The 19775-nt window shown below is 35.3% G+C and carries 19 protein-coding genes and 3 tRNA genes; 20 read left to right on the top strand and 2 right to left on the bottom strand.

From position 1 onward, the window contains the following. The first annotated feature begins 39 nt into the window (after window positions 1-39). The 12 genes from T513_RS0103040 to T513_RS0103095 all read left to right on the top strand — a co-directional run bounded on the left by T513_RS0103040 (window position 40) and on the right by T513_RS0103095 (window position 12188). The gene (locus T513_RS0103040) at window positions 40-981 is read left to right on the top strand and encodes a PfkB family carbohydrate kinase (protein ID WP_031588874.1); all 942 of its coding nucleotides are present in this window, start codon (window positions 40-42) and stop codon (window positions 979-981) included. Between the two features lie 65 nt (window positions 982-1046). Further along, on the top strand, window positions 1047-1820 hold the full coding sequence (nadE, locus tag T513_RS0103045; RefSeq protein ID WP_031588875.1) for an NAD(+) synthase: 774 nt from the start codon (window positions 1047-1049) through the stop codon (window positions 1818-1820). Further along, entirely contained in the window at window positions 1810-2301 is a 492-nt protein-coding gene (locus T513_RS0103050; RefSeq protein ID WP_201783582.1) for an NUDIX domain-containing protein, read from the top strand. Before nadE ends, T513_RS0103050 begins: the two co-directional genes overlap by 11 nt. A 117-nt stretch (window positions 2302-2418) precedes the next feature. Next, a complete protein-coding gene (locus tag T513_RS0103055) occupies window positions 2419-3744 on the top strand; it encodes a GGDEF domain-containing protein (protein ID WP_031588879.1) in 1326 nt (441 codons plus the stop codon). 36 nt (window positions 3745-3780) lie between these two features. Then, the gene (locus T513_RS0103060) at window positions 3781-4257 is read left to right on the top strand and encodes a flavin reductase (protein WP_031588880.1); all 477 of its coding nucleotides are present in this window, start codon (window positions 3781-3783) and stop codon (window positions 4255-4257) included. A gap of 102 nt (window positions 4258-4359) precedes the next feature. Next, the gene (locus tag T513_RS0103065; protein ID WP_031588881.1) at window positions 4360-4653 is read left to right on the top strand and encodes a hypothetical protein; all 294 of its coding nucleotides are present in this window, start codon (window positions 4360-4362) and stop codon (window positions 4651-4653) included. Window positions 4654-4771: 118 nt separating this feature from the next. Continuing rightward, complete coding sequence (locus T513_RS0103070) at window positions 4772-5338, top strand: TetR/AcrR family transcriptional regulator (protein WP_031588882.1); 567 nt, start codon at window positions 4772-4774, stop codon at window positions 5336-5338. After that, entirely contained in the window at window positions 5331-6797 is a 1467-nt protein-coding gene (locus T513_RS0103075) for a DUF6937 domain-containing protein (protein WP_031588884.1), read from the top strand. The genes T513_RS0103070 and T513_RS0103075 overlap by 8 nt, the downstream gene beginning before the upstream one ends. Before the next feature lies 1 nt (window position 6798). Beyond that, on the top strand, window positions 6799-8169 hold the full coding sequence (locus tag T513_RS0103080) for a glycoside-pentoside-hexuronide (GPH):cation symporter (protein WP_031588886.1): 1371 nt from the start codon (window positions 6799-6801) through the stop codon (window positions 8167-8169). After that, window positions 8162-10468 carry an alpha-galactosidase gene (locus T513_RS0103085; RefSeq protein ID WP_031588887.1) on the top strand — a complete coding sequence of 769 codons (2307 nt, stop codon included), beginning with the start codon at window positions 8162-8164 and terminating at the stop codon, window positions 10466-10468. Before T513_RS0103080 ends, T513_RS0103085 begins: the two co-directional genes overlap by 8 nt. A gap of 144 nt (window positions 10469-10612) precedes the next feature. Continuing rightward, a complete protein-coding gene (locus T513_RS0103090) occupies window positions 10613-11647 on the top strand; it encodes a 3-deoxy-7-phosphoheptulonate synthase (protein WP_031588889.1) in 1035 nt (344 codons plus the stop codon). A gap of 58 nt (window positions 11648-11705) precedes the next feature. After that, on the top strand, window positions 11706-12188 hold the full coding sequence (locus T513_RS0103095) for a cyclophilin-like fold protein (RefSeq protein WP_051551137.1): 483 nt from the start codon (window positions 11706-11708) through the stop codon (window positions 12186-12188). Window positions 12189-12210: 22 nt separating this feature from the next. Here the strand turns inward: T513_RS0103095 and T513_RS0103100 are convergent, their stop codons facing one another. Beyond that, window positions 12211-12696 carry a GyrI-like domain-containing protein gene (locus T513_RS0103100; protein WP_031588890.1) on the bottom strand — a complete coding sequence of 162 codons (486 nt, stop codon included), beginning with the start codon at window positions 12694-12696 and terminating at the stop codon, window positions 12211-12213. A gap of 54 nt (window positions 12697-12750) precedes the next feature. Next, window positions 12751-12841, bottom strand: a tRNA-Ser gene (locus T513_RS0103105). A 251-nt stretch (window positions 12842-13092) separates the two neighbouring features. On the opposite strand from T513_RS0103105, the gene eno reads away from it, so the two are divergent. The 8 genes from eno to T513_RS0103150 all read left to right on the top strand — a co-directional run bounded on the left by eno (window position 13093) and on the right by T513_RS0103150 (window position 19756). Then, on the top strand, window positions 13093-14382 hold the full coding sequence (gene eno, locus T513_RS0103110) for a phosphopyruvate hydratase (RefSeq protein ID WP_029070627.1): 1290 nt from the start codon (window positions 13093-13095) through the stop codon (window positions 14380-14382). Window positions 14383-14499: 117 nt separating this feature from the next. Then, window positions 14500-14575: transfer RNA gene (locus tag T513_RS0103115), tRNA-Lys, on the top strand. Window positions 14576-14631: 56 nt separating this feature from the next. Further along, window positions 14632-15318 carry an HAD family hydrolase gene (locus T513_RS0103120; RefSeq protein ID WP_051654370.1) on the top strand — a complete coding sequence of 229 codons (687 nt, stop codon included), beginning with the start codon at window positions 14632-14634 and terminating at the stop codon, window positions 15316-15318. Between the two features lie 77 nt (window positions 15319-15395). Next, window positions 15396-15471, top strand: a tRNA-Lys gene (locus tag T513_RS0103125). Between the two features lie 70 nt (window positions 15472-15541). After that, the gene (locus T513_RS0103130) at window positions 15542-16063 is read left to right on the top strand and encodes a nitroreductase family protein (protein WP_029070502.1); all 522 of its coding nucleotides are present in this window, start codon (window positions 15542-15544) and stop codon (window positions 16061-16063) included. Between the two features lie 127 nt (window positions 16064-16190). After that, complete coding sequence (locus T513_RS0103135) at window positions 16191-17621, top strand: alanine/glycine:cation symporter family protein (RefSeq protein WP_031588893.1); 1431 nt, start codon at window positions 16191-16193, stop codon at window positions 17619-17621. Window positions 17622-17676: 55 nt separating this feature from the next. Next, window positions 17677-18483 (top strand): hypothetical protein, encoded by an 807-nt coding sequence (locus T513_RS0103140; protein ID WP_031588895.1) that lies wholly within the window; start codon window positions 17677-17679, stop codon window positions 18481-18483. Window positions 18484-19090: 607 nt separating this feature from the next. Continuing rightward, entirely contained in the window at window positions 19091-19756 is a 666-nt protein-coding gene (locus T513_RS0103150) for a hypothetical protein (protein ID WP_031588897.1), read from the top strand. The last annotated feature ends 19 nt before the right edge of the window (window positions 19757-19775 follow it).

A 19775-nucleotide genomic window follows, 5' to 3' on the forward strand; every position in this document is an offset into this window, starting at 1 on the left:
TTGATATAGTGTATACATTAAAAAAGGAGATTGAGATTTATGGGAATCGTAGTAGTAGGTGCAGTATTTGTGGATATTAAAGGATATCCAATTGCTCAATATATTCCGTCAGGAAGAAATGCAGGACGTGTGACACAGGTTCATGGTGGTGTCAGCAGAAATGTTGCTGAAGATATCGCCAATGTGGAATTAAGACCAACATTTGTCAGTGTAGTTGATAAGAGTGGCATTTCTGATGATGTTATCAATAAGCTTCAAAGACATAAGGTCAACACTGATTATATCTTAAGAACTGAAGATGGACTTGGGACATGGTTAGCTGTATTTGATAATGACGGTGATGTTGTTGCATCCATTTCTAAACGTCCAAGTTTGGATGGTATTGCGACAATTCTTGAAGAACATGGTGATGAAATCATCAAAGATGCGGATAGTATCGTTGTTGAGATTGATATGGAACCAAAGATTCTTAATATTCTCTTTGATTTAGCTGAAAAATATAAAAAGCGCATTTATGCGATTGTTTCTAATATGAGTATTGCGGTTGAAAGAAGAGATCTTATCAAGAAGACTGATTGTTTTGTTTGTAATCTTCAAGAAGCAAGTATGTTCTTCTCTGAAGACTATGAAGAAAATACACCGGAAGAAATGGCTAGAATTTTAGCTGGTAAATTAAAGACTGCTCAGCTTAAGTCAATGGTTGTGACAATGGGAGGAGAAGGTGCTGTTTATGCTACTTGTACTGGTGAATCTGGTGTAACACCTCCTCAGAAGGTTAATGTTATTGATACAACAGGATGTGGAGATTCATTCTTTGCAGGTGTTGTTATTGGGTTGACATATGGAAAAACATTGGGAGAATCATGTGTTATTGGTACACGTATTGCTTCTTCTGTTATTGCAACAAAAGAGAATGTCTGTCCAAGATTCTTGCCTGAAGAATTTGATATTGATCCTACTAAATTTGGTATCACTTTATAATTGCTTCATGGATAAAAAAGTATTAAACTAAAAACATAAAAAATCAACTCGAAGGAGAGATGAATATGTTAAAAAATCCAGAAAAGACAAAAAATGAAATTGTATCATGGATCCAGAAATACTTTGAAGAAAATGGACCTGAATGTACTGCCGTTGTTGGTATTTCAGGTGGGAAAGATTCCAGTATAACTGCTGCCCTTTGTAAAGAAGCTTTAGGTAAAGACAGAGTACTTGGGGTTCTTATGCCAAATGGGGTACAGAGTGATATTGATGATTCACGTCATCTTGTAGAAGCATTGGATATTCCTCATGTTGAATTGAATATTGAAGAAGCATTCAATGGCATGAAACATATGATTGAATCATCTGATGAATTAAAAGCTATCACAAATAGAGATGAATTAAGCAATGACACAAAAGTTAATCTTCCACCAAGATTACGTATGGCTACTTTATATGCAGTTGCACAGATGCTTCCTAATGGTGGTCGTGTAGCAAATACATGTAATAATTCAGAAGATTATGTTGGCTATTCTACAAAATACGGTGATGCTGCTGGAGACTTCAGTCCACTTGCACATGTCTTGGTAGAAGAAGTTCGTCAGTTGGGAAGAGTGCTTGGTCTTCCTTCTTATTTAGTAGAAAAGACACCAAGTGATGGATTAAGTGGCATGAGCGATGAAGATAAGCTTGGCTTTACTTATGAAACATTGGATCATTACATCTTAACTGGTGAAATTGATGATGAAAAAACAAAAGAACGCATTGATCGCATGCATAAGCTTAATCTTCATAAGTTAAGAATTATGCCATCATTCGATACTTCTAATGAAAGATAAAATGATGAGCGAAGAAGAATATCTTGCTAATTATGATGATTCACGCTATCCGAAACCATCGGTTACTGCTGATATTGTTATCTTGGCAGGAAATGAGATATTATTGATCAAAAGAGGAAATCATCCTTTTATGGGGAAATGGGCAACACCTGGTGGGTTTGCCAATAAGAATGAAGAATTGGTGATGACTGCTAAAAGAGAGTTAGAAGAGGAAACTGGTATTACAGGTGTTTCTCTTTCTCTTGTTGGTGTTTATTCAAAGCCAGGAAGAGATCCACGCGGATGGGTTATTTCTACAGCTTATAAAGCTACTATCAACAAGGAAGATATAAGTGTTAAAGCAGCAGATGATGCTGCGGATGCAAGATGGTTTACCATCATGGATGATATGACACTTGTATCTGGTGATCTTCATCTTACATTGGATGATCTGGCATTTGATCATAAAGATATTATCAAAGATGCACTTAAAAGAGCCTAAGGGCTCTTTTTTTCATAATAATTGGTCATATACTTGTCATATACTATCTAATATCCTAAAGTACGTTGACAAATAGTCATTTACAGGAGATACTGAGGACAAAGGAAGGTAAAAAGCATGGCTACATTACAAAAAAAATACGATGAATTGCTGAAAAAATACAATAAGCTCAAAGAAGAAAAAGAGATAGCCCAAGCGGCTCTTGATCTCACTGACCATGTTATTTCTGTAATTGACATTCCTAACCATACATTGTTTAAATTTCAAAAAGAAAATGAGAATCTTCTCAAAGCGCCCCATATCACGGATGTGCCCTATTCCATTGTGGCGCTTGGCATTATCCACCCCGATGATTGTGAAAACTACATAAATCTCTTTAAGGAGTTTTATGGAGGTTCACCTTCTGGTAAGTTAGCATTAAGAATTAAGACCATCGATAAAGGATGGAATTGGTATATGTTTTATTACAAGACAATCTTTGATATGAATAAGACACCTATCAAGGCGATTAGTTTTTTAGAAGATATCAATGATCAAAAAACAGCTGAAGAACAGTTTGAACAGTATAAAAAAGCAGTTAATGAAGGAAATCATTTGACTTGGGAAGCTAACTTAAGTAAAAATGAAGTCATTTCCTATGATGCACACACTGATCATATTATCAAGAATAAAAAAAGCTATTCGGAACTATTGAAAGGTGCCTTTTCTCTTTTCGCTAATGTGAATATCACTGAAGAATTAGCTCAGCTATTCGCAAGAGATAAGCTCATTGAAACTTATAAAAGAGGAGAAAAAGAAGTTACTTATCAATTTAAGTTTGAAGATAAGCGCACCAATGAGATCAGCTGGTATCGTGCAACCGCATATCTGACTTCGCAAGAAGAAGATATTTTTGTCATTATGTCCATCATTGATATTACTAAGCATGTAGATGAACATCTTAAATTAGAAAAGAAAGCGGAACAGGATTATCTTACAGGACTCTTGAATAGAGAGACTGTTCAAGAACGTATTAACTACATTTTAAATGATGATGGTCTTCATGCTATGATTATGGCTGATATTGATAACTTCAAGTTCTACAATGATCAACACGGACATATCTTTGGAGATGAAATCATCAAATGTGTTGCGCAATCAATGAAAGAGACATTTAGAACATCTGATATTATTGGACGTATTGGTGGAGATGAATTTGTGATCTTTATGAAAGATGTCAGAAGCCAGGATGACGTTCTTTCTCGTTTAGGTCATCTACAAAAAAGATTGATAGAAATCACTCATGAACATATTAAAGGAAAAGATGTAACCCTTTCTTTAGGCGTTACGCTTTCAAGTAAAGATGATACATTCCTATCAATGTACAAACGTGCTGATGAAGCATTATATCAAAGCAAGAAAGATGGCAAGAACTGCATTCGATTTCACTTATTGCAAAGTTAATCCCTATGACATAAAATAGACAAAGAGGTGAAATAAATGGAAAACTTAAACATGGATGTATTTACCTGTTTTTCTAAAGATTGGGCATTAGTCACTTGTGGTGAAAAAGAAGACTACAATACAATGCTCATTGGATGGGGTGGACTTGGTACAATGTGGGCGAAGCCATCATGTACCATTTATATTAGAGATTCAAGATATACAAAAGAGTATCTTGATAAAAATGAATACTTTACTGTCTCATTCTTCCCAAAAGGTCATGAAAAAGATCTTGGCTATCTTGGAAGAGTATCAGGAAGAGATGAAGACAAGATTGCTCATACATCATTGACACCAATGAGTGTTAATCATGGAATGAGCTTTAAAGAAGCAAAGCTTACGCTAGTATGCAAAACAATGTATAAACAAAGAATGGAATTATCACAGTTAAGCGAAGACATGCAAGAACGTTTCTATAAAGATGGAGACCTTCATAACATGTATATTGCTGAAGTAGTAGAAGTAATTCAATAAGACGACCAATGGTCGTCTTTTTATTATAATGTTAGATTTCAAAATAAATACATGATAAAATATACATAGAAAAACTTATTATATAAATGGTAGGAGACTATTATGTTAGAAACATTGTTAAAAAAGAGAGATTTTCCGCTGATCGTCTTTTTAGGTTATCCACAGACAATATTGGATGTTATCTCATCAATTGTTTTTTTTATTCATTGTTATGTATCATTAGTTTTAAAAGCGCCATCGTTTGTATCTCTATTGTTTCTGATCTATTTTAGAGTGGTGTATTATATCATCAAGAACAATACAGATAATAAAAAGTATCGAATCTCACTTGATCTCGCAAAAAATGGGAGTGTCTTTTGCGTGATTTCTTTCTTGTTTAAAATCATTATAAAATAGTAAGGACGTCAGCTTTATTGATAAAGTTGACGTTTTTTTATGTCTCATCTTGTAAACGGTTACATAATTGTGTTAGAATGGAAACTGAAAAGAGAAAAATAGTTTCCGAGGTGTCTAAATGGATAAAGAAAGAATATTAAAAGCAACACTTGATGTGTATAAGGAAAAAGGAATCAAGTTTCGAATGGATGATATTGCGAAGGAGTTATCTATAAGTAAGAAGACGATTTATGTGATCTTTAAGGATAAGAAGGCTTTAATCAATGAAATGGTAGATTATTGCTTTGATTCTATTAAAGAATGTGAAAAAGAAGTTATAGAGGATCGTTCTCTTTCTACTATAGATAAGATAAAGAAGATTTTAGGGGTAATGCCCTCTACCTATGCTGATATAGATCTTACACAGCTTTATGTACTTAAAGAAAAATATCCGCTGACTTATAAGAAAGTAGAAGCACGTCTAGAAAGTGGATGGGAAGTGACTATGAAACTGCTTGAACAAGGACAAGAAGAAGGTGTCATAAGAAATGTGTCTTTGCCTTTGTTTAAGAGTATCTTTGAAGCTTCATTGGAACAGTTCTTTAAAAGAGATGTGCTTGTCAGAAGTCATTTGACATATAATGAGGCACTTACGGAAATTGTTTCTATTCTAGTAGAAGGGATAAGGGTAAAAGAAAATGATTGATCGTTCAAGATGTATATTTGGTAATGAAATAAGTGAAAAGACATATAAGAAAGCCTGTCAGTCAAAAGAAAAGTATATCAAAAAGTTTGGTGATGATAGTGACAAGGAATATTATGTTTCATTAAAAAAGAATCCTGTATTAGGTGATGATTTCTCATTGATTGATGTCATGTTGCCAAGTGATCAAAAGGAAGATGACAGTTTTGATTTAGAAAAAGGAATCATCTTAGGAAATATAAGAATGGGCTTTGGGCATTATCGTATATCAATAGCGATGGCGAGTGCAGCTCATGCGTTAGGATATACACCATATTGGATGGATTTAAATAGCTTTGAACAGACGACATGTACTAAGGTTATTGCTCATCAAAATAAGCTTTATTCATTGGGGTCTAGATTAAGCAAGAATGGATTGTTTAACAAGTATGTCTGGGAACCGCTAAATTATGAAGGATTTAGAGCCTTAAGCTATAATGCCATCGATCAAAAGAATGCGGAGCTTATGGCTCCTGTCTATCGCCATATTCCTAAAACGATGCCAGTCATTGCGACGCATGTATGGGGAGCACAGGCAGCTGTTCATGCGGGAATGAAAAATGTGGTTAATGCGATTCCTGACAATTGGCCAATGGCTTTGCATTATGCGGAAGGAAGTCTTCATCTTGTACAGACAAAAAATGCCTACAATGGCTATAAGATCTTAAATGGCATGGATAAGAAGCATGTCTTAAAGCCTCTTCCTGATGAAGCTTTACAATATGTAGGCCACTATATTGATCATGAGCTAGTTGCTCATATTGAAGAAGATTGTAAAAAGAGAATCGACAGGAAAAAAGAAAAGAAAGCGATGCGCTTCTTGCTGACAATTGGGGGAGCCGGTGCGCAAAGAGAAATCTTTGAAGCAATCATCAAGGCCCTTCTTCCTTATATTAAGAGAAAAGAAGTTGTGCTTTATATCAATGTGGGAGACTATAAGAAGGTGTGGAAGAAGATGAAGAAGTCTATACCTTCCATGAAAGCATTTGTTGTTGAACATGATAATGATTTTAATGAAACAAGAGAATTTGCTAAGAAAGCTTTAACAGATGAAATAGAAGGCATTCATGGCTTCTGTCATGAAAATATATTTGAGGCAGTCTATACAACTAATCTATTGATGAGAAGCTGTGATGTCCTTGTCACTAAGCCTAGTGAACTGGCTTTCTATCCTGTTCCTAAGCTGTTTATTAAAAGAGTTGGCAAACATGAAATGTGGGGAGCTATTCATTCAGCGGAAATAGGGGATGGTACATTGGAATGTCGTGATATCGATCACACTTTACAGATGATTGATATGTTCTTACATAATGATCATTATCTAGAAGATATGTGCCATAACATTATCCACAATAAAGAATTAGGTATTTATGATGGTGCCTATAAAGCTGTTGAATATGCGATAAAAATGAAGGGAGAATAATATGGAACTTAACTTAAAAGAAAAGATCTCCTACGGAGTAGGTGCCGTAGGAAAAGATATGGTCTATATGTTAACTGCAACATTTGTTCTTTATTATTATCAGGATCTCTTACATATCAATGCTTTAGCTATGGGAATCATCCTTCTTGTAGCAAGAGTCTTTGATGCTCTTAATGATCCATTTATGGGAATAATAGTCGCAAAAACAAAAACGAGATGGGGACGCTTTCGTCCTTGGCTATTTACTGGTAGTTTACTTAATGCGCTATGTCTCTACCTGCTCTTTTCTGCCCCATCCATAAAAGGGGCGGGTCTCATTGTATGGGCGGGAGTAATCTATATCCTATGGGGCGTGACCTACACGATGATGGATATTCCATTCTGGTCCATGATTCCTGCTTTTACAAAAGCGGGAAAAGAACGTGAAGGCATATCAGCGTTAGGACGTTCATGTGCGGGTGTAGGAAGTGCTCTCGTTCAGGTGTTTACGATGATGGCTGTCTATGCGTTAGGAAAAGGCAATGAAGTTGCTGGCTTTAGGTTGGTAGCTTTGCTTATTGGTATTATCTTTGTGCTCTTTATTGGTATGACCTGCTTTAGCATCAAGGAAAAAAGTACTGTGGATATGCCGACTTCTACGATTAAGGATATGCTGAAGTCTTTATTTAATAATGATCAGGCATTGATTATTGTATTAACGATTGTACTGGTTAATGTATCAGTCTATATTACAAGCAACCTTGTCATTTATTTCTTCAAGTATGATCTTGGAGGTAAATCCTGGTATTATAATTTTACAAGCTTTAATACATTTGGTGGTGCAACGCAGATTTTATCTATGATGCTGTTGTTCCCATTGATGAGAAAGTTTTTTAACACTATCAAAATTTTCCATATTGCCTTATGGATGGCAATAGTAGGATATATCACATTATTTGTGATTACTTTTATGCCAATGAATATCTATATTCTCTTTGTACCTGCATTCTTTATCTTTGCAGCCAACGGAATGCTTTTGGTGTTGACGACAATATTCTTGGCTAATACGGTTGACTATGGTGAATATAAAAATAAAAGAAGAGATGAATCTGTCATCTTTTCCATGCAGACATTTGTAGTAAAACTTGCTAGTGGAGTAGCTGCATTGGTTGCTGCAATATGTCTTGCGGTTTTCAGTTTTGGTTCATCAAGTGAAACGGGTCATATTGTTAAGATGTCTTATCAGTCTTTAGTAGGTCTTCGTATGACAATGACGATTATTCCTTTGATTGGATTAGTTGTGGCGAATGTGTTGTTTAAGAAGCGTTACAAACTTGATGATAACTATATGAAAACTATTATTAATGAAATAGAGGAAAAGAAACATGATTAAAGTGCTTGGCAGTGCATTTCTCTTATCTACTAATAATACTAGCTATGCGATGAGAGTATTGCCTACAGGACAACTGGAACACTTATACTATGGTCAAAGAATAGAAGCAGACAAGGAAGAGGATCTTCTTGTTTTAAGTGAGAAGCATGCTTTTCCTTTAGGAAATCAGATTGCCTATGATGAAGAGTCTTCCTATTCATTAGAAAATATGCGATTAGAATATTCTGGGTATGGGAAAGGTGATTTTAGAGAACCGTTAGTGGAACTTGTTTTTCCTGATCATACTTTTACAACTGATTTTCTATTTGATTATGCAACCTATAATAAAGAGAAGAAACCATTGCATACATTGCCATCAAGTCATGGAGAATGTGATCATCTTTATATAAGATTAAAAGAAAGAAATCATGATGTAGATTTGATCCTTGACTATTACATCTATGAAGAAGATGTAATCACAAGAACCACAAAGATCATTAATCACATGAAAGAAGATCTTATTGTAGAAAGAGCTATGAGTCTCTGTCTTGATTTTGAAGATGATCAATTTGAATTCATTACCTTCAATGGTGGATGGGCAGATGAAATGCATAAGCATATTCATAATCTTTCTTCTGCGAAGATTGTCAATGCGTCATGTATGGGAACTTCTTCTTCAAGAGCACAAAATTTTGTGATGCTGTCTCGCTTTGCAAAAGAAGATGAAGGAGAAGTCTATGGCTTTAATCTGATTTATAGTGGCAATCATAAAGAAGTTGTGGAAGTCTCTTCTACACATAAGACAAGAATAGTGACAGGTATTAATAATGAACAGTTTTCTTACTGCCTAAAAAGTGAAGAGGTCTTTGAAGCACCGGAAGCCATAATGGGATATTCTTATGCTGGCTTCAATGGGTTATCTAACATCTTCCATCGTTTTGTTAATGAACATATCATAAAAAAAGAATGGGCCTATAAAGAGCGACCTATTCTTATCAATAGCTGGGAAGCGATGTATTTTAATGTCAATGAGAAAAGAATTCTCTCTCTCGCAAAAGAAGCAAGTGAGATGGGAATTGAACTGTTTGTCTTGGATGATGGATGGTTTAAAGGAAGAGCGGATGATACGAGAGGATTGGGTGACTGGGAGGTAGATCGTAAAAAACTGCCAAAAGGACTTGATCATCTTTCAAGAAAGATTCATAAGATGGGAATGAAGTTTGGTATTTGGGTAGAACCAGAAATGACCAATGAAAATTCTGACTATTATCGTGAACATCCTGATTGGGTGATTAAGATTGATGGACAAATGCAATCATTAGGACGACATCAGTATGTTATTGATTTATCAAATGATGAAGTTGTAGATGATATGATATCTAGAATGACAGCACTCTTTTCATCTTGTCAGATTGACTATGTCAAATGGGATATGAACAGGGTCATGAGTGATGTCTTTTCTACATGTAGAAAAGGGGAAGTCTTCCACCGTTATATATGTGGACTTTATCGTATGATGGATACACTCACTTTACGTTTTCCTCATATTCTCTTTGAAGGATGTGCTTCAGGAGGAAATCGATTTGATCTAGGCATTCTTTGCTACTTCCCACAGATCTGGGCAAGTGACAATACGGATAGCTGGTGTCGCTTTGATATTCAGAACAGCTATAGCTATGGTTATCCACAAAGTACATTTACGAATCATGTGTCTGGGGTTCCTAATCATCAGACATTAAGAGTGACACCGCTCGCTCTGCGTTTTCATGTTGCGGCTTTTGGATTATTGGGGTATGAAGTGAATCTTCTAGATCTAAGCAAGAAAGAAAAGGAAGATATCAAGCAGCAGATCATCATTTATAAGAAACAGCGTGCATTGTTTCAGTTTGGCAATATGTATCGCATAGATATGGGATGGATGGCTGTTGATGAAAAAAGAAGCCATGCTGTTGGAATGCTATTTAAGCCAATTAATGAATTAAGCAAGAAAACTGTCGTCTTTAAATGCAAGGGGCTTGATCCTTTAAAAAGATATCACTTCTATAATCAGAAGATGACTTTTGATATAAAAGAAATGGGCAGTCTTATCAATACAGCATCGCCTATTCATATTAAGCAGGGATCATTGTCTCATAGGGTTATTTCAAAGTTTGTTCATCTTCAAGGAGAAGAGGAAAATTATTATGCAAGCGGTAGTCTGCTTATGAATGCGGGTGTTTTTTTAAAGCAAGGCTTTAGCGCTACGGGCTTTAATGAAGACGTTCGTTTTGATCCAGATTTCTTTTCAAGATTATATTTCATAGAAGAAAGTGCTTTATGAGCACTTTTTTTATTATTTCTAAAATAAATTGACATTTTTATACAATATACTAATATTTTCATAATTTTTTTAAAAAAGTCTCGCTTTCTTAACTTATTTAAAGTATTATTGGTACAAGCATAAAAAAACAGGGGGAATTATTATATGGATATGCAGATGGAATTTATTCGTAAACTACCAACACCACAGGAAATCAAGAATCAGTATCCTGTTACTTTAGAAATGAAACAGCTTAAGCAGGAAAGAGATGAAGAAATTCGTGACATCCTTTCTGGTAAATCAGATAAGTTTATTCTTGTCATTGGACCATGTTCAGCTGACAACGAAGATGCTGTGTTGGAGTATATGCATAAACTCAAAGACTTGCAGGAAAAAGTGAAAGATAAAATCTTCATAATTCCAAGAGTCTATACTAATAAACCAAGAACAGTAGGAAAAGGGTATAAGGGAATGCTTCATCAGCCTGATCCTAAGGGGGAAGAAGATATGTTGGCTGGTATTATCGCCATTCGACATATGCATAAGCGTGTCGTACAGGAAACAGGCTTCACATGTGCAGAAGAAATGCTCTACCCTCAGAACCACCGTTATCTTTCAGACCTTTTATCTTATATCGCCATTGGAGCACGTTCAGTAGAAAACCAGGAACATCGTCTTGTTACTTCTGGTGTCGGAATTCCTACAGGAATGAAGAACCCAACTGGTGGAGACTTAACTGTTATGATGAACTCAATTGTTGCAGCACAGGCTCCAGCTAAATTCATTTATCGTGGATGGGAAGTTAAGACTGCTGGAAATGATTATGCTCATGCAATCTTAAGAGGATATGTTGATGAAAATGGTGTATCTTATCCAAACTATCATTATGAAACATTAAAGAAGGTTTATGATCTTTACCAGGAAAGAGGTCTTGCTAATCCTTCAGTTATCGTAGATACAAACCATGCCAATTCAGGAAAGAAATATCTTGAACAGATCAGAATTGCTAAGGATGTTCTTCATTCAAGACGTCAATCAGAAGAAATTAAATCATTAGTAAAAGGTTTAATGATTGAATCATATCTTGAAGATGGATGCCAGAGCGTAGACGAAGGTGTATTCGGTAAATCAATCACAGACCCATGTCTGGGTTGGGAAAAAACTGAAAAACTTGTATTGGATATTGCAGAATTATTGTAATAAGGGATGTCATCATCCCTTTTTTGATTTATAATGGGAAAGAAAGGAGATGAAGAATGTGAAAAGAATTCTCATCGCGTGCTTATGTCTACTATTGATGAGTGGATGCACTACAACAAAGACAAAGAAAAAATCTGTTGCTCAATCTACAAAGGATACAAACTCTTCCCAGAATGTGAAGGTAGAAGAAAAGTCATCTGCAAAAACCATTAAGGTGAAGATTGGATCACAGGTATTTAAGATGACGCTTGAAGACAATGAATCAACACAATCTTTATTAAGTCTTTTACCATTAGAATTATCAATGGCATCACTTAATAACAATGAATACTATGCTGAACTTGATAACTCATTAAATGCTCATGATCAAAGTGTAACAATCAAGGCAGGGGATGTTATGCTTTACAAGGGGAATGTGTTAGTTATCTTTTATAAAGATGTAAAAACATCTTACAAATATACGAAACTTGGACACATTGATGGAGATGCTCTTGCTGATGCATTAAAGAAAGCAGATGGAGAAGCAACATTAAGTCTATAAAAAAGCTGATTTGCATCGCAAATCAGTTTTTCTTTATAACTGGAATCCATAATTCACATTGATAATCATCCTTTTGACGATTGCCATAAGGAAGATACTCAATGCTTGCATCATAATGGAAAGTATAATCACTATGAGGGAACCATTCAGAATAGATTTTATAGTTTAATGTCTGAAGACAGGCGGGATATGATCCCTTTGTAGGAAAGTGTGCCCATAAGGAATCTTCAAGATGAAGCTCTTCAATCCCTTCATATAGGAAATCACTTTTCTTAATACCAGCAATATAATAATGAATAAGATTCATATTTTCTTCATCGTTGATCGTTACACCATAAGTACCAATTTCATTATGAAGAACATATTCTTTGAAAGTGGGGTCGCTATTCATTTTCTTGTTAAAATCGTTCCAGAACTGTGGAATCTCTTTAAATGCAAGATCGACATTGATATCAATTCTGATGCCAATTAAATGAAAATGCTGATGATTTTTTACCTGATAATCCATAAGATCCTCCTTGATATATAAAAAAACACTCTCGAAGAGAGTGTTGCATTCCAATGGCGCGGATTGAGGGATTTGAACCCTCGCGCCGGTTACCCGACCTACTCCCTTAGCAGGGGAGCCTCTTCAGCCTCTTGAGTAAATCCGCATCGGTTAGCTTGCTCACATATAATAGCATACGTGTGACTCGATTGCAACAAGGAAATTTAAGAATATTGCATTTTTTTAAACGCTGTTTAAAAAGTGTTCTATTTATCGATAAGAAATGAAAAAACTTTTTTTAAAAAAGTTTTTGACCACATATTTTATAAAAAAATGAGCATTTCTTTTGCTTAATAAGAACAGTAATGATACTATACAAATAGTTAGAAAGACCTAACATTTAAGGAGGAAAGAAATATGGATAGAATTTCAAACATTTACGCAAGAGAGGTTCTTGATTCACGAGGAAACCCAACAGTTGAAGTAGAAGTCTCTACTGAATTAGGTGCATTTGGACGCGCCATCGTACCTTCTGGTGCATCAACTGGTGTTCATGAAGCAGTTGAACTTCGTGATGGCGATAAAGATCGTTATCTTGGGAAAGGGGTATTAAAGGCAGTCAAGAATGTCAATGAAGAAATTGCTCCTGAACTTGTTGGAATGGATGTATTCTCTCAAAGAGAAATCGATTATAAGATGATCAAACTTGATGGAACAGAAAACAAAGGACGCTTTGGTGCTAATGCTATCTTAGGTGTTTCATTAGCAGTAGCTAAAGCTGCAGCTGATTCATTAGGTCAGCCTTTATATAAATATATTGGTGGTGCAAACGCTTATGTTATTCCTACACCTATGATGAATATCATCAATGGGGGAGAACACGCAGATAATAATGTGGACTTCCAGGAATTCATGATCATGCCAGTAGGTGCTGATACATTTAAAGAAGCAATTCGTATGGGAGCTGAAGTCTTCCATAACTTAAAAGCTGTATTACATGCTAAAGGCATGAATACTGCAGTTGGTGATGAAGGTGGATTTGCACCTAACTTAAAATCAAATGAAGAAGCTATTCAGGTTATCATTGAAGCTGTAGAAAAAGCAGGATATAAACCTGGTGAAGATGTAAAGATCGCTATGGACGTTGCTTCTTCTGAATTCTATAAAGATGGACAATATACATTAGCAGGAGAAGGCGGAAAAACATTTACTAATAAAGAATTCGTAGACTTCCTTGCTGAACTTGTAGATAAATACCCAATCATCTCAATTGAAGATGGATTAGATCAGGATGACTGGGAAGGCTGGGATTACCTAACAGAAAAATTAGGTGATAAAGTACAGCTTGTTGGAGATGACTTCTTCGTAACAAATACTAAACGTTTAGCTAAAGGTATTGAAAGAGGAGATGCCAACTCAATCTTAATCAAAGTTAACCAGATCGGTACATTAACAGAAACATTAGAAGCTATCGAAATGGCAAAAGAAGCAGGATACACTGCAGTTGTCTCACATCGTTCAGGTGAAACAGAAGATACAACAATCGCTGATATCGCTGTTGCAACTAACGCTGGTGAAATCAAGACTGGTTCTGCTTCAAGAACAGACCGTATTGCTAAATACAATCAGTTATTAAGAATTGAAGATGAATTAGGTGAAATGGCTAGATATAAAGGAATTCATTCCTTCTATAATCTAAAGAAATAATCCCCCTAAAACGCATAGGACAATCTATGCGTTTTTTTATCCTTGAAAAAAATATAAAAAACCATATTGACGAAGAGTATGAATAATGATATTATATGTGAGCAGTCAACAAGAGATGTCTCCTTAGCTCAGTTGGCAGAGCATCTGACTCTTAATCAGAGGGTCCACGGTTCGAGCCCGTGAGGGGACACCATTTGAAAAATGAAAGGTTCTTCGGAACCTTTTTTTCATATATCTAGGGGGAGAATTATGAAAAACTATATTTTTGATCTATATGGCACACTTATTGATATTCATACAGATGAGCAGTCTTTATCCTTTTGGAAGAAGCTGTGTGTATATCTTAATGAAAGAGGATATTCTTATAAAGAAAAAGAATTAAAAGAACTTTATCTTAATCTTGTTCATGAAGAAGAAAATGAAGATAAATTCTATGAAATAGAACTCATGAATGTGTTTAAAAAGATTGCTGGTCAGTATGCAGATGAGTTTGCTTTATACTTTAGAAAAGCTTCTACTGATTATATTACCTGCTTTAAAAATACCAAGAAAGTACTTGAGTATCTTAAAGAAGAAGGAAAACATGTCTACTTATTATCCAATGCACAAGCATGTTTTACTCTTCCTGAATTAAAGGAACTTGGGTTGTATGATTACTTTGATGATATTTTTATTTCTTCCTCTTATCATATAAAAAAACCACATCCCTCATTTTTAGAAGAACTGATGAATAAACATCATCTTCATAAAGAAGAGAGCGTCATGATCGGCAATGATTTTACAACAGATATGGCGATTGCCAAAAAGGTGGGTATTACAGGTGTCTTTTTAAATACCGATGGATATAGTAAAGAAGATATGCATTCACACAATCTAGAAGGGGTTCATCTTATTGAAAGTGGGGACCTTATTGAACTTGTTTCTATGTTTAAATAATTGTACAAAAAAATGTCAAATGAGTGTTGACGGACCACTTTAATAATGATATTATATGTGAGCAGTCAACAAGAGATGTCTCCTTAGCTCAGTTGGCAGAGCATCTGACTCTTAATCAGAGGGTCCACGGTTCGAGCCCGTGAGGGGACACCATTTAAAAAGCAAAAGGTTCTTTGGAACCTTTTTTTATTTTGTATTATAATAAATACAGGAGGAATATTATATGAATAATGTTATTGAAGCTTTAAAGCATCGTCGTAGTATTCGCAAGTATAAGAGTGATCCTGTAAGTGAAGAACTATTGAATCAGATTGTAGAAGCAGGGGAATATGCAGCCAGCGGTAAGGGTCAGCAAGCAGTCATTACTTTAACTATTACCAATAAGGAGTTAAGAGATGAACTATCAAGAGATAACTGTCTTATTGGAGGATGGAAAGAAGACTTTGATCCATTTTATGGTGCACCTGCAGTGATTGTCGTACTCGCTAATAAAGAACGTCCTACTTATGTTTATGATGGCAGTCTTGTCATGGGAAATCTGATGCAGGCAGCGGATGCGTTAGGACTTGGAAGCTGCTGGATTCATCGTGCTAAAGAAGAGTTTGAAATGGATAAGTATAAGAAGCTTCTTCTTGATTTAGGTATTGAAGGGGAATATGAAGGAATTGGTCATTGCATCATTGGATATCCTGATCAGGAAGTTAAAGCTGCTCCTAGAAAGAAGAGAAATTATGTGATCAAGTAGTAAATCTTTTGATTTACTGCTTTTTTTCTTTCGTATTTTAGTAATTCCCTTAATAATCATGCTTTTTGTTGACGGATAAAAAGGAAGTTATTAAAATGGTTTTATTGTATTTTGAAAGGAACAGCTTATGGTTTGGAAAACAATAAATGATTTATTGGTCTCGATAGACAATCTTGTCTGGGGCATTCCGCTAATGGCACTTATTCTTGTAGGTGGTATTCTGCTTAGTGTTCGTACAGGATTTCTACAGATCAGAAGACTTCCGCTGGCATTAAAGTGGATGTTTAGCAATGAAGAAGATGGAGAGGGAGAAGTATCAAGCTTTGCGGCATTGTGTACGGCTCTTTCAGCTACAATTGGTACTGGTAATATTGTTGGTGTTGCGACAGCAGTGACAACAGGAGGACCGGGAGCTATCTTCTGGATTAATTTAGCGGCCTTGTTTGGTATGGCAACAAAGTATGCTGAAGGATTCTTGGCTATCAAATTTAGAACAGTAGATGAAAATGGACATGCATTAGGTGGCCCTTTCTACTATATAGAAAAAGGTCTTGGTAAGAAGTGGATCTTTTTAGCAAAGATCTTTGCCTTCTTTGGTGTATGTGTTGGTCTATTTGGTAATGGGACATTTACTCAGGTCAATGGAATCTCAAGTGCGTTAACGAATTTCTTTGATCCAAATTCTGCTCAGACACTTACAATTCCATATTTAGGAACATATACTTATACGGTCATTATTTCATCGATTATATTGACAGTATGTGTCGCATTGGTGCTTATTGGAGGCATCAAGCGTATCGCTAATGTCTCACAGGTAGTTGTGCCATTTATGGCAGTCATCTATGGTGTAAGCGTATTTGTCTTGATTCTTACTAATATCACAAAAATTCCATTTGCGATTAAGATCATCATTGAAGGTGCCTTTAATCCACGTGCTATTACTGGTGGTGCTATCGGCAGCATGCTGATTGTTATGCAAAGAGGGATTGCGAGAGGAATCTTCTCAAATGAAGCCGGTCTAGGAAGTGCACCAATTGCGGCAGCCGCAGCTCAGACGAAAGAACCAGTAAGACAGGGGCTTGTTTCTATGACAGGTACATTTATTGATACTATCGTTATCTGCACGATGACAGGACTATCCATTGTACTTACAGGAGCATGGCAGGTTAAAAATCTTCAGGGTGTTCAGGTTACAACTTATGCATTCCAGAAGGGATTGCCATTCTCAGCACAGTTTGCGAGCTTCCTATTAATGATCTGTCTGGTATTCTTTGCCTTTACGACAATCTTAGGATGGAACTACTACTCTGAACGCTGTCTTGAATATTTGACTGGTGGAAATCAGAAAGCATTAATTATCTTTAGATGGGCTTATATTCTTGCTGTCTTTATTGGACCATATATGAGTGTCAGCGCTGTTTGGACAATTGCTGATATCTTTAATGGCTTGATGGCTTTCCCTAATATGATCGCAATCTTCGCCTTGAACGGCATTGTTGTCAAAGAAACAAAAGCCTTCTTTGCTAAAGAAGTTAAAGAATATGCCTATGAATCATAAACCGACTTGCAGTCGGTTTTTTTTCTTTGTATGATAAGAAGCGGAAGGTGAAGATATGAAAAAATATACAAAAGATTTTCCAGCTACAATTGGACAGGCTATCTATACTTACGGGGACGCCAATATCAGAGATATTGTGCTCTACTTAGAAAAAGATGGAGAACATGGCATCATCATTACTAAAGATACAATGTATTGCAATATGCTAAGAGCTGTAAAGATCACATTATCTCAGATTGAACATATTAAATTAAAACAAGAAAGAGGAAAAGATGATCAGCTGATTATTATCGCTGAAGGTGTACATCATTTATTCAATGAAGATATCCCTGAAATAATTGAAACATTAACATCGTTAACAGATAAAGAAGTAGAATATGATCGAAATCTATTTGATACCATCTACTTTAATGCCAAGACAATCCTTGAAGATATCAGAGATGATCTTTATGAAGATACAGTTTTAAATGATACTCAAAATAAACAATTAAAAGAATATCTAGACATCATTAACAATGCAAAAACATTGGATGAAACAAACTATCGTCTAGAAATGGAACTGCTTGTAGATCGCGTGATGCAGCTTGTAGAAGAATTAGAATTAGATAGTGAAGAAATTGATCAATTAGAAGACGCATCAAAGAAGATGCATGAACAAGAAAATCAGATGTTCGATCAAGTGAAAGATATGTATGCCAACAATAAAGATACAATCAAGTCAATGACTGGCATTGATGTAGATGATCTGCAAAATAAATCACCAGAAGAATTAAACGGTATGCTAGATGACTTATGTGATCGTTTTAATATCTCAAAAGATCAGCTTGCCTCATTAGCCGCTAAATTTGGCAATAGACATTAAGGAGTGAAAACTCCTTTTTATATTGCTTGTACAAAAATATGAAGTATGATATATTTTAGTTAGGCAAAGCTAACTAAAGGAGAGATGCTTATGTTAATACATATTGGAGTTGCCGTTTTGGCTACATTTACATATTCACAAATAAAAAAACACATCATGCATTTTATTAAGCATCATGTGTCATAGATAAAGAAAAAACGTACAGTTATTATGACTGCACGTCGGGGGGGATATCTTGTTGCATATCATTGATACATAGGAAAGAATATATTATGGTAAGGTTGATATGCCACAAGGGACACTTAATATAACATTGAATGAAATAAAATGCAATAGGAAAAATAAAAAAAGTAAAATTTTGTTAAAATGAAGCAAGAAGCCAGAATATTTTTTAAAAACTTTCATATTTTGTTTACTTTGAACATTGCTTTTGATAAATTGTGATTAGTGGGAGGAAACCTTGTAGTCTTAAAATGTACTCCTAACTTATAGACGCTCAAAGTAATAAAGTTGTATTTGATCTTATGTTTCTGGTTTCCTTCTGTCTCGTTGAAAAAGGGAGAGGCTGCACTCTCCTTTTTTTCATGTTTACTAAGGGGTTTGATTTATGTTTTTATTAGAAAATTGGCATTTTGTAGGACATCATCTTGAAGGGGAGGTCATTAATCATGATCGCTATCGAGATCATTCTTTTATTGCGACAAGCAAAATAAAGGAAGTGGTGCTTAGAGTAGACCATGTGTGTTTTGAAACAGTCTCTGGTTCTTTATATCAATGCTATTATTATTCTCATAAAAGATTGGAGAATGGTTCTCACAATCCAGATCTTGATCTGCTTGTCAGAGGCGATCTTTTATCAGAAGATGAGATAACTGTATTAAGAGAAAGAATTCATGCTTCACAAGTACATGCCTATGAAGAAAAGGCAAATGATAAGAAAGCACTGCTGAAAGAGAAGAAAGCTGTCCTGATTACCTTTAATGATCAAAAAGATCATGTATTTGAAAGTCTTTCTATTATTAGAAAGACGAATCCGATCTACAGTGAAAACTGTACGATCAAAATGGGCATGTTTGATGATTGTGTAATTATCGGGCCAACATCCTATCAGGATTTTGCTTATAAGATAGAAGAAGAACGTATTTCTTTTATTTCTACTACATCAAGATTTGGTCCGCTGTTTCTTCTTAACGAAGGATTAGACGAGATCACCATTCATATTGGTAATCGTGATATGATTCTTCCTCCACGGGTGATTAGACGGGCATTGTAAAAAAGTGTACAATAAGGAC

The sequence above is a fragment of the Kandleria vitulina DSM 20405 genome, from assembly GCF_000702065.1.
Classification (GTDB): Bacteria; Bacillota_I; Bacilli_A; order Erysipelotrichales; family Coprobacillaceae; genus Kandleria; species Kandleria vitulina.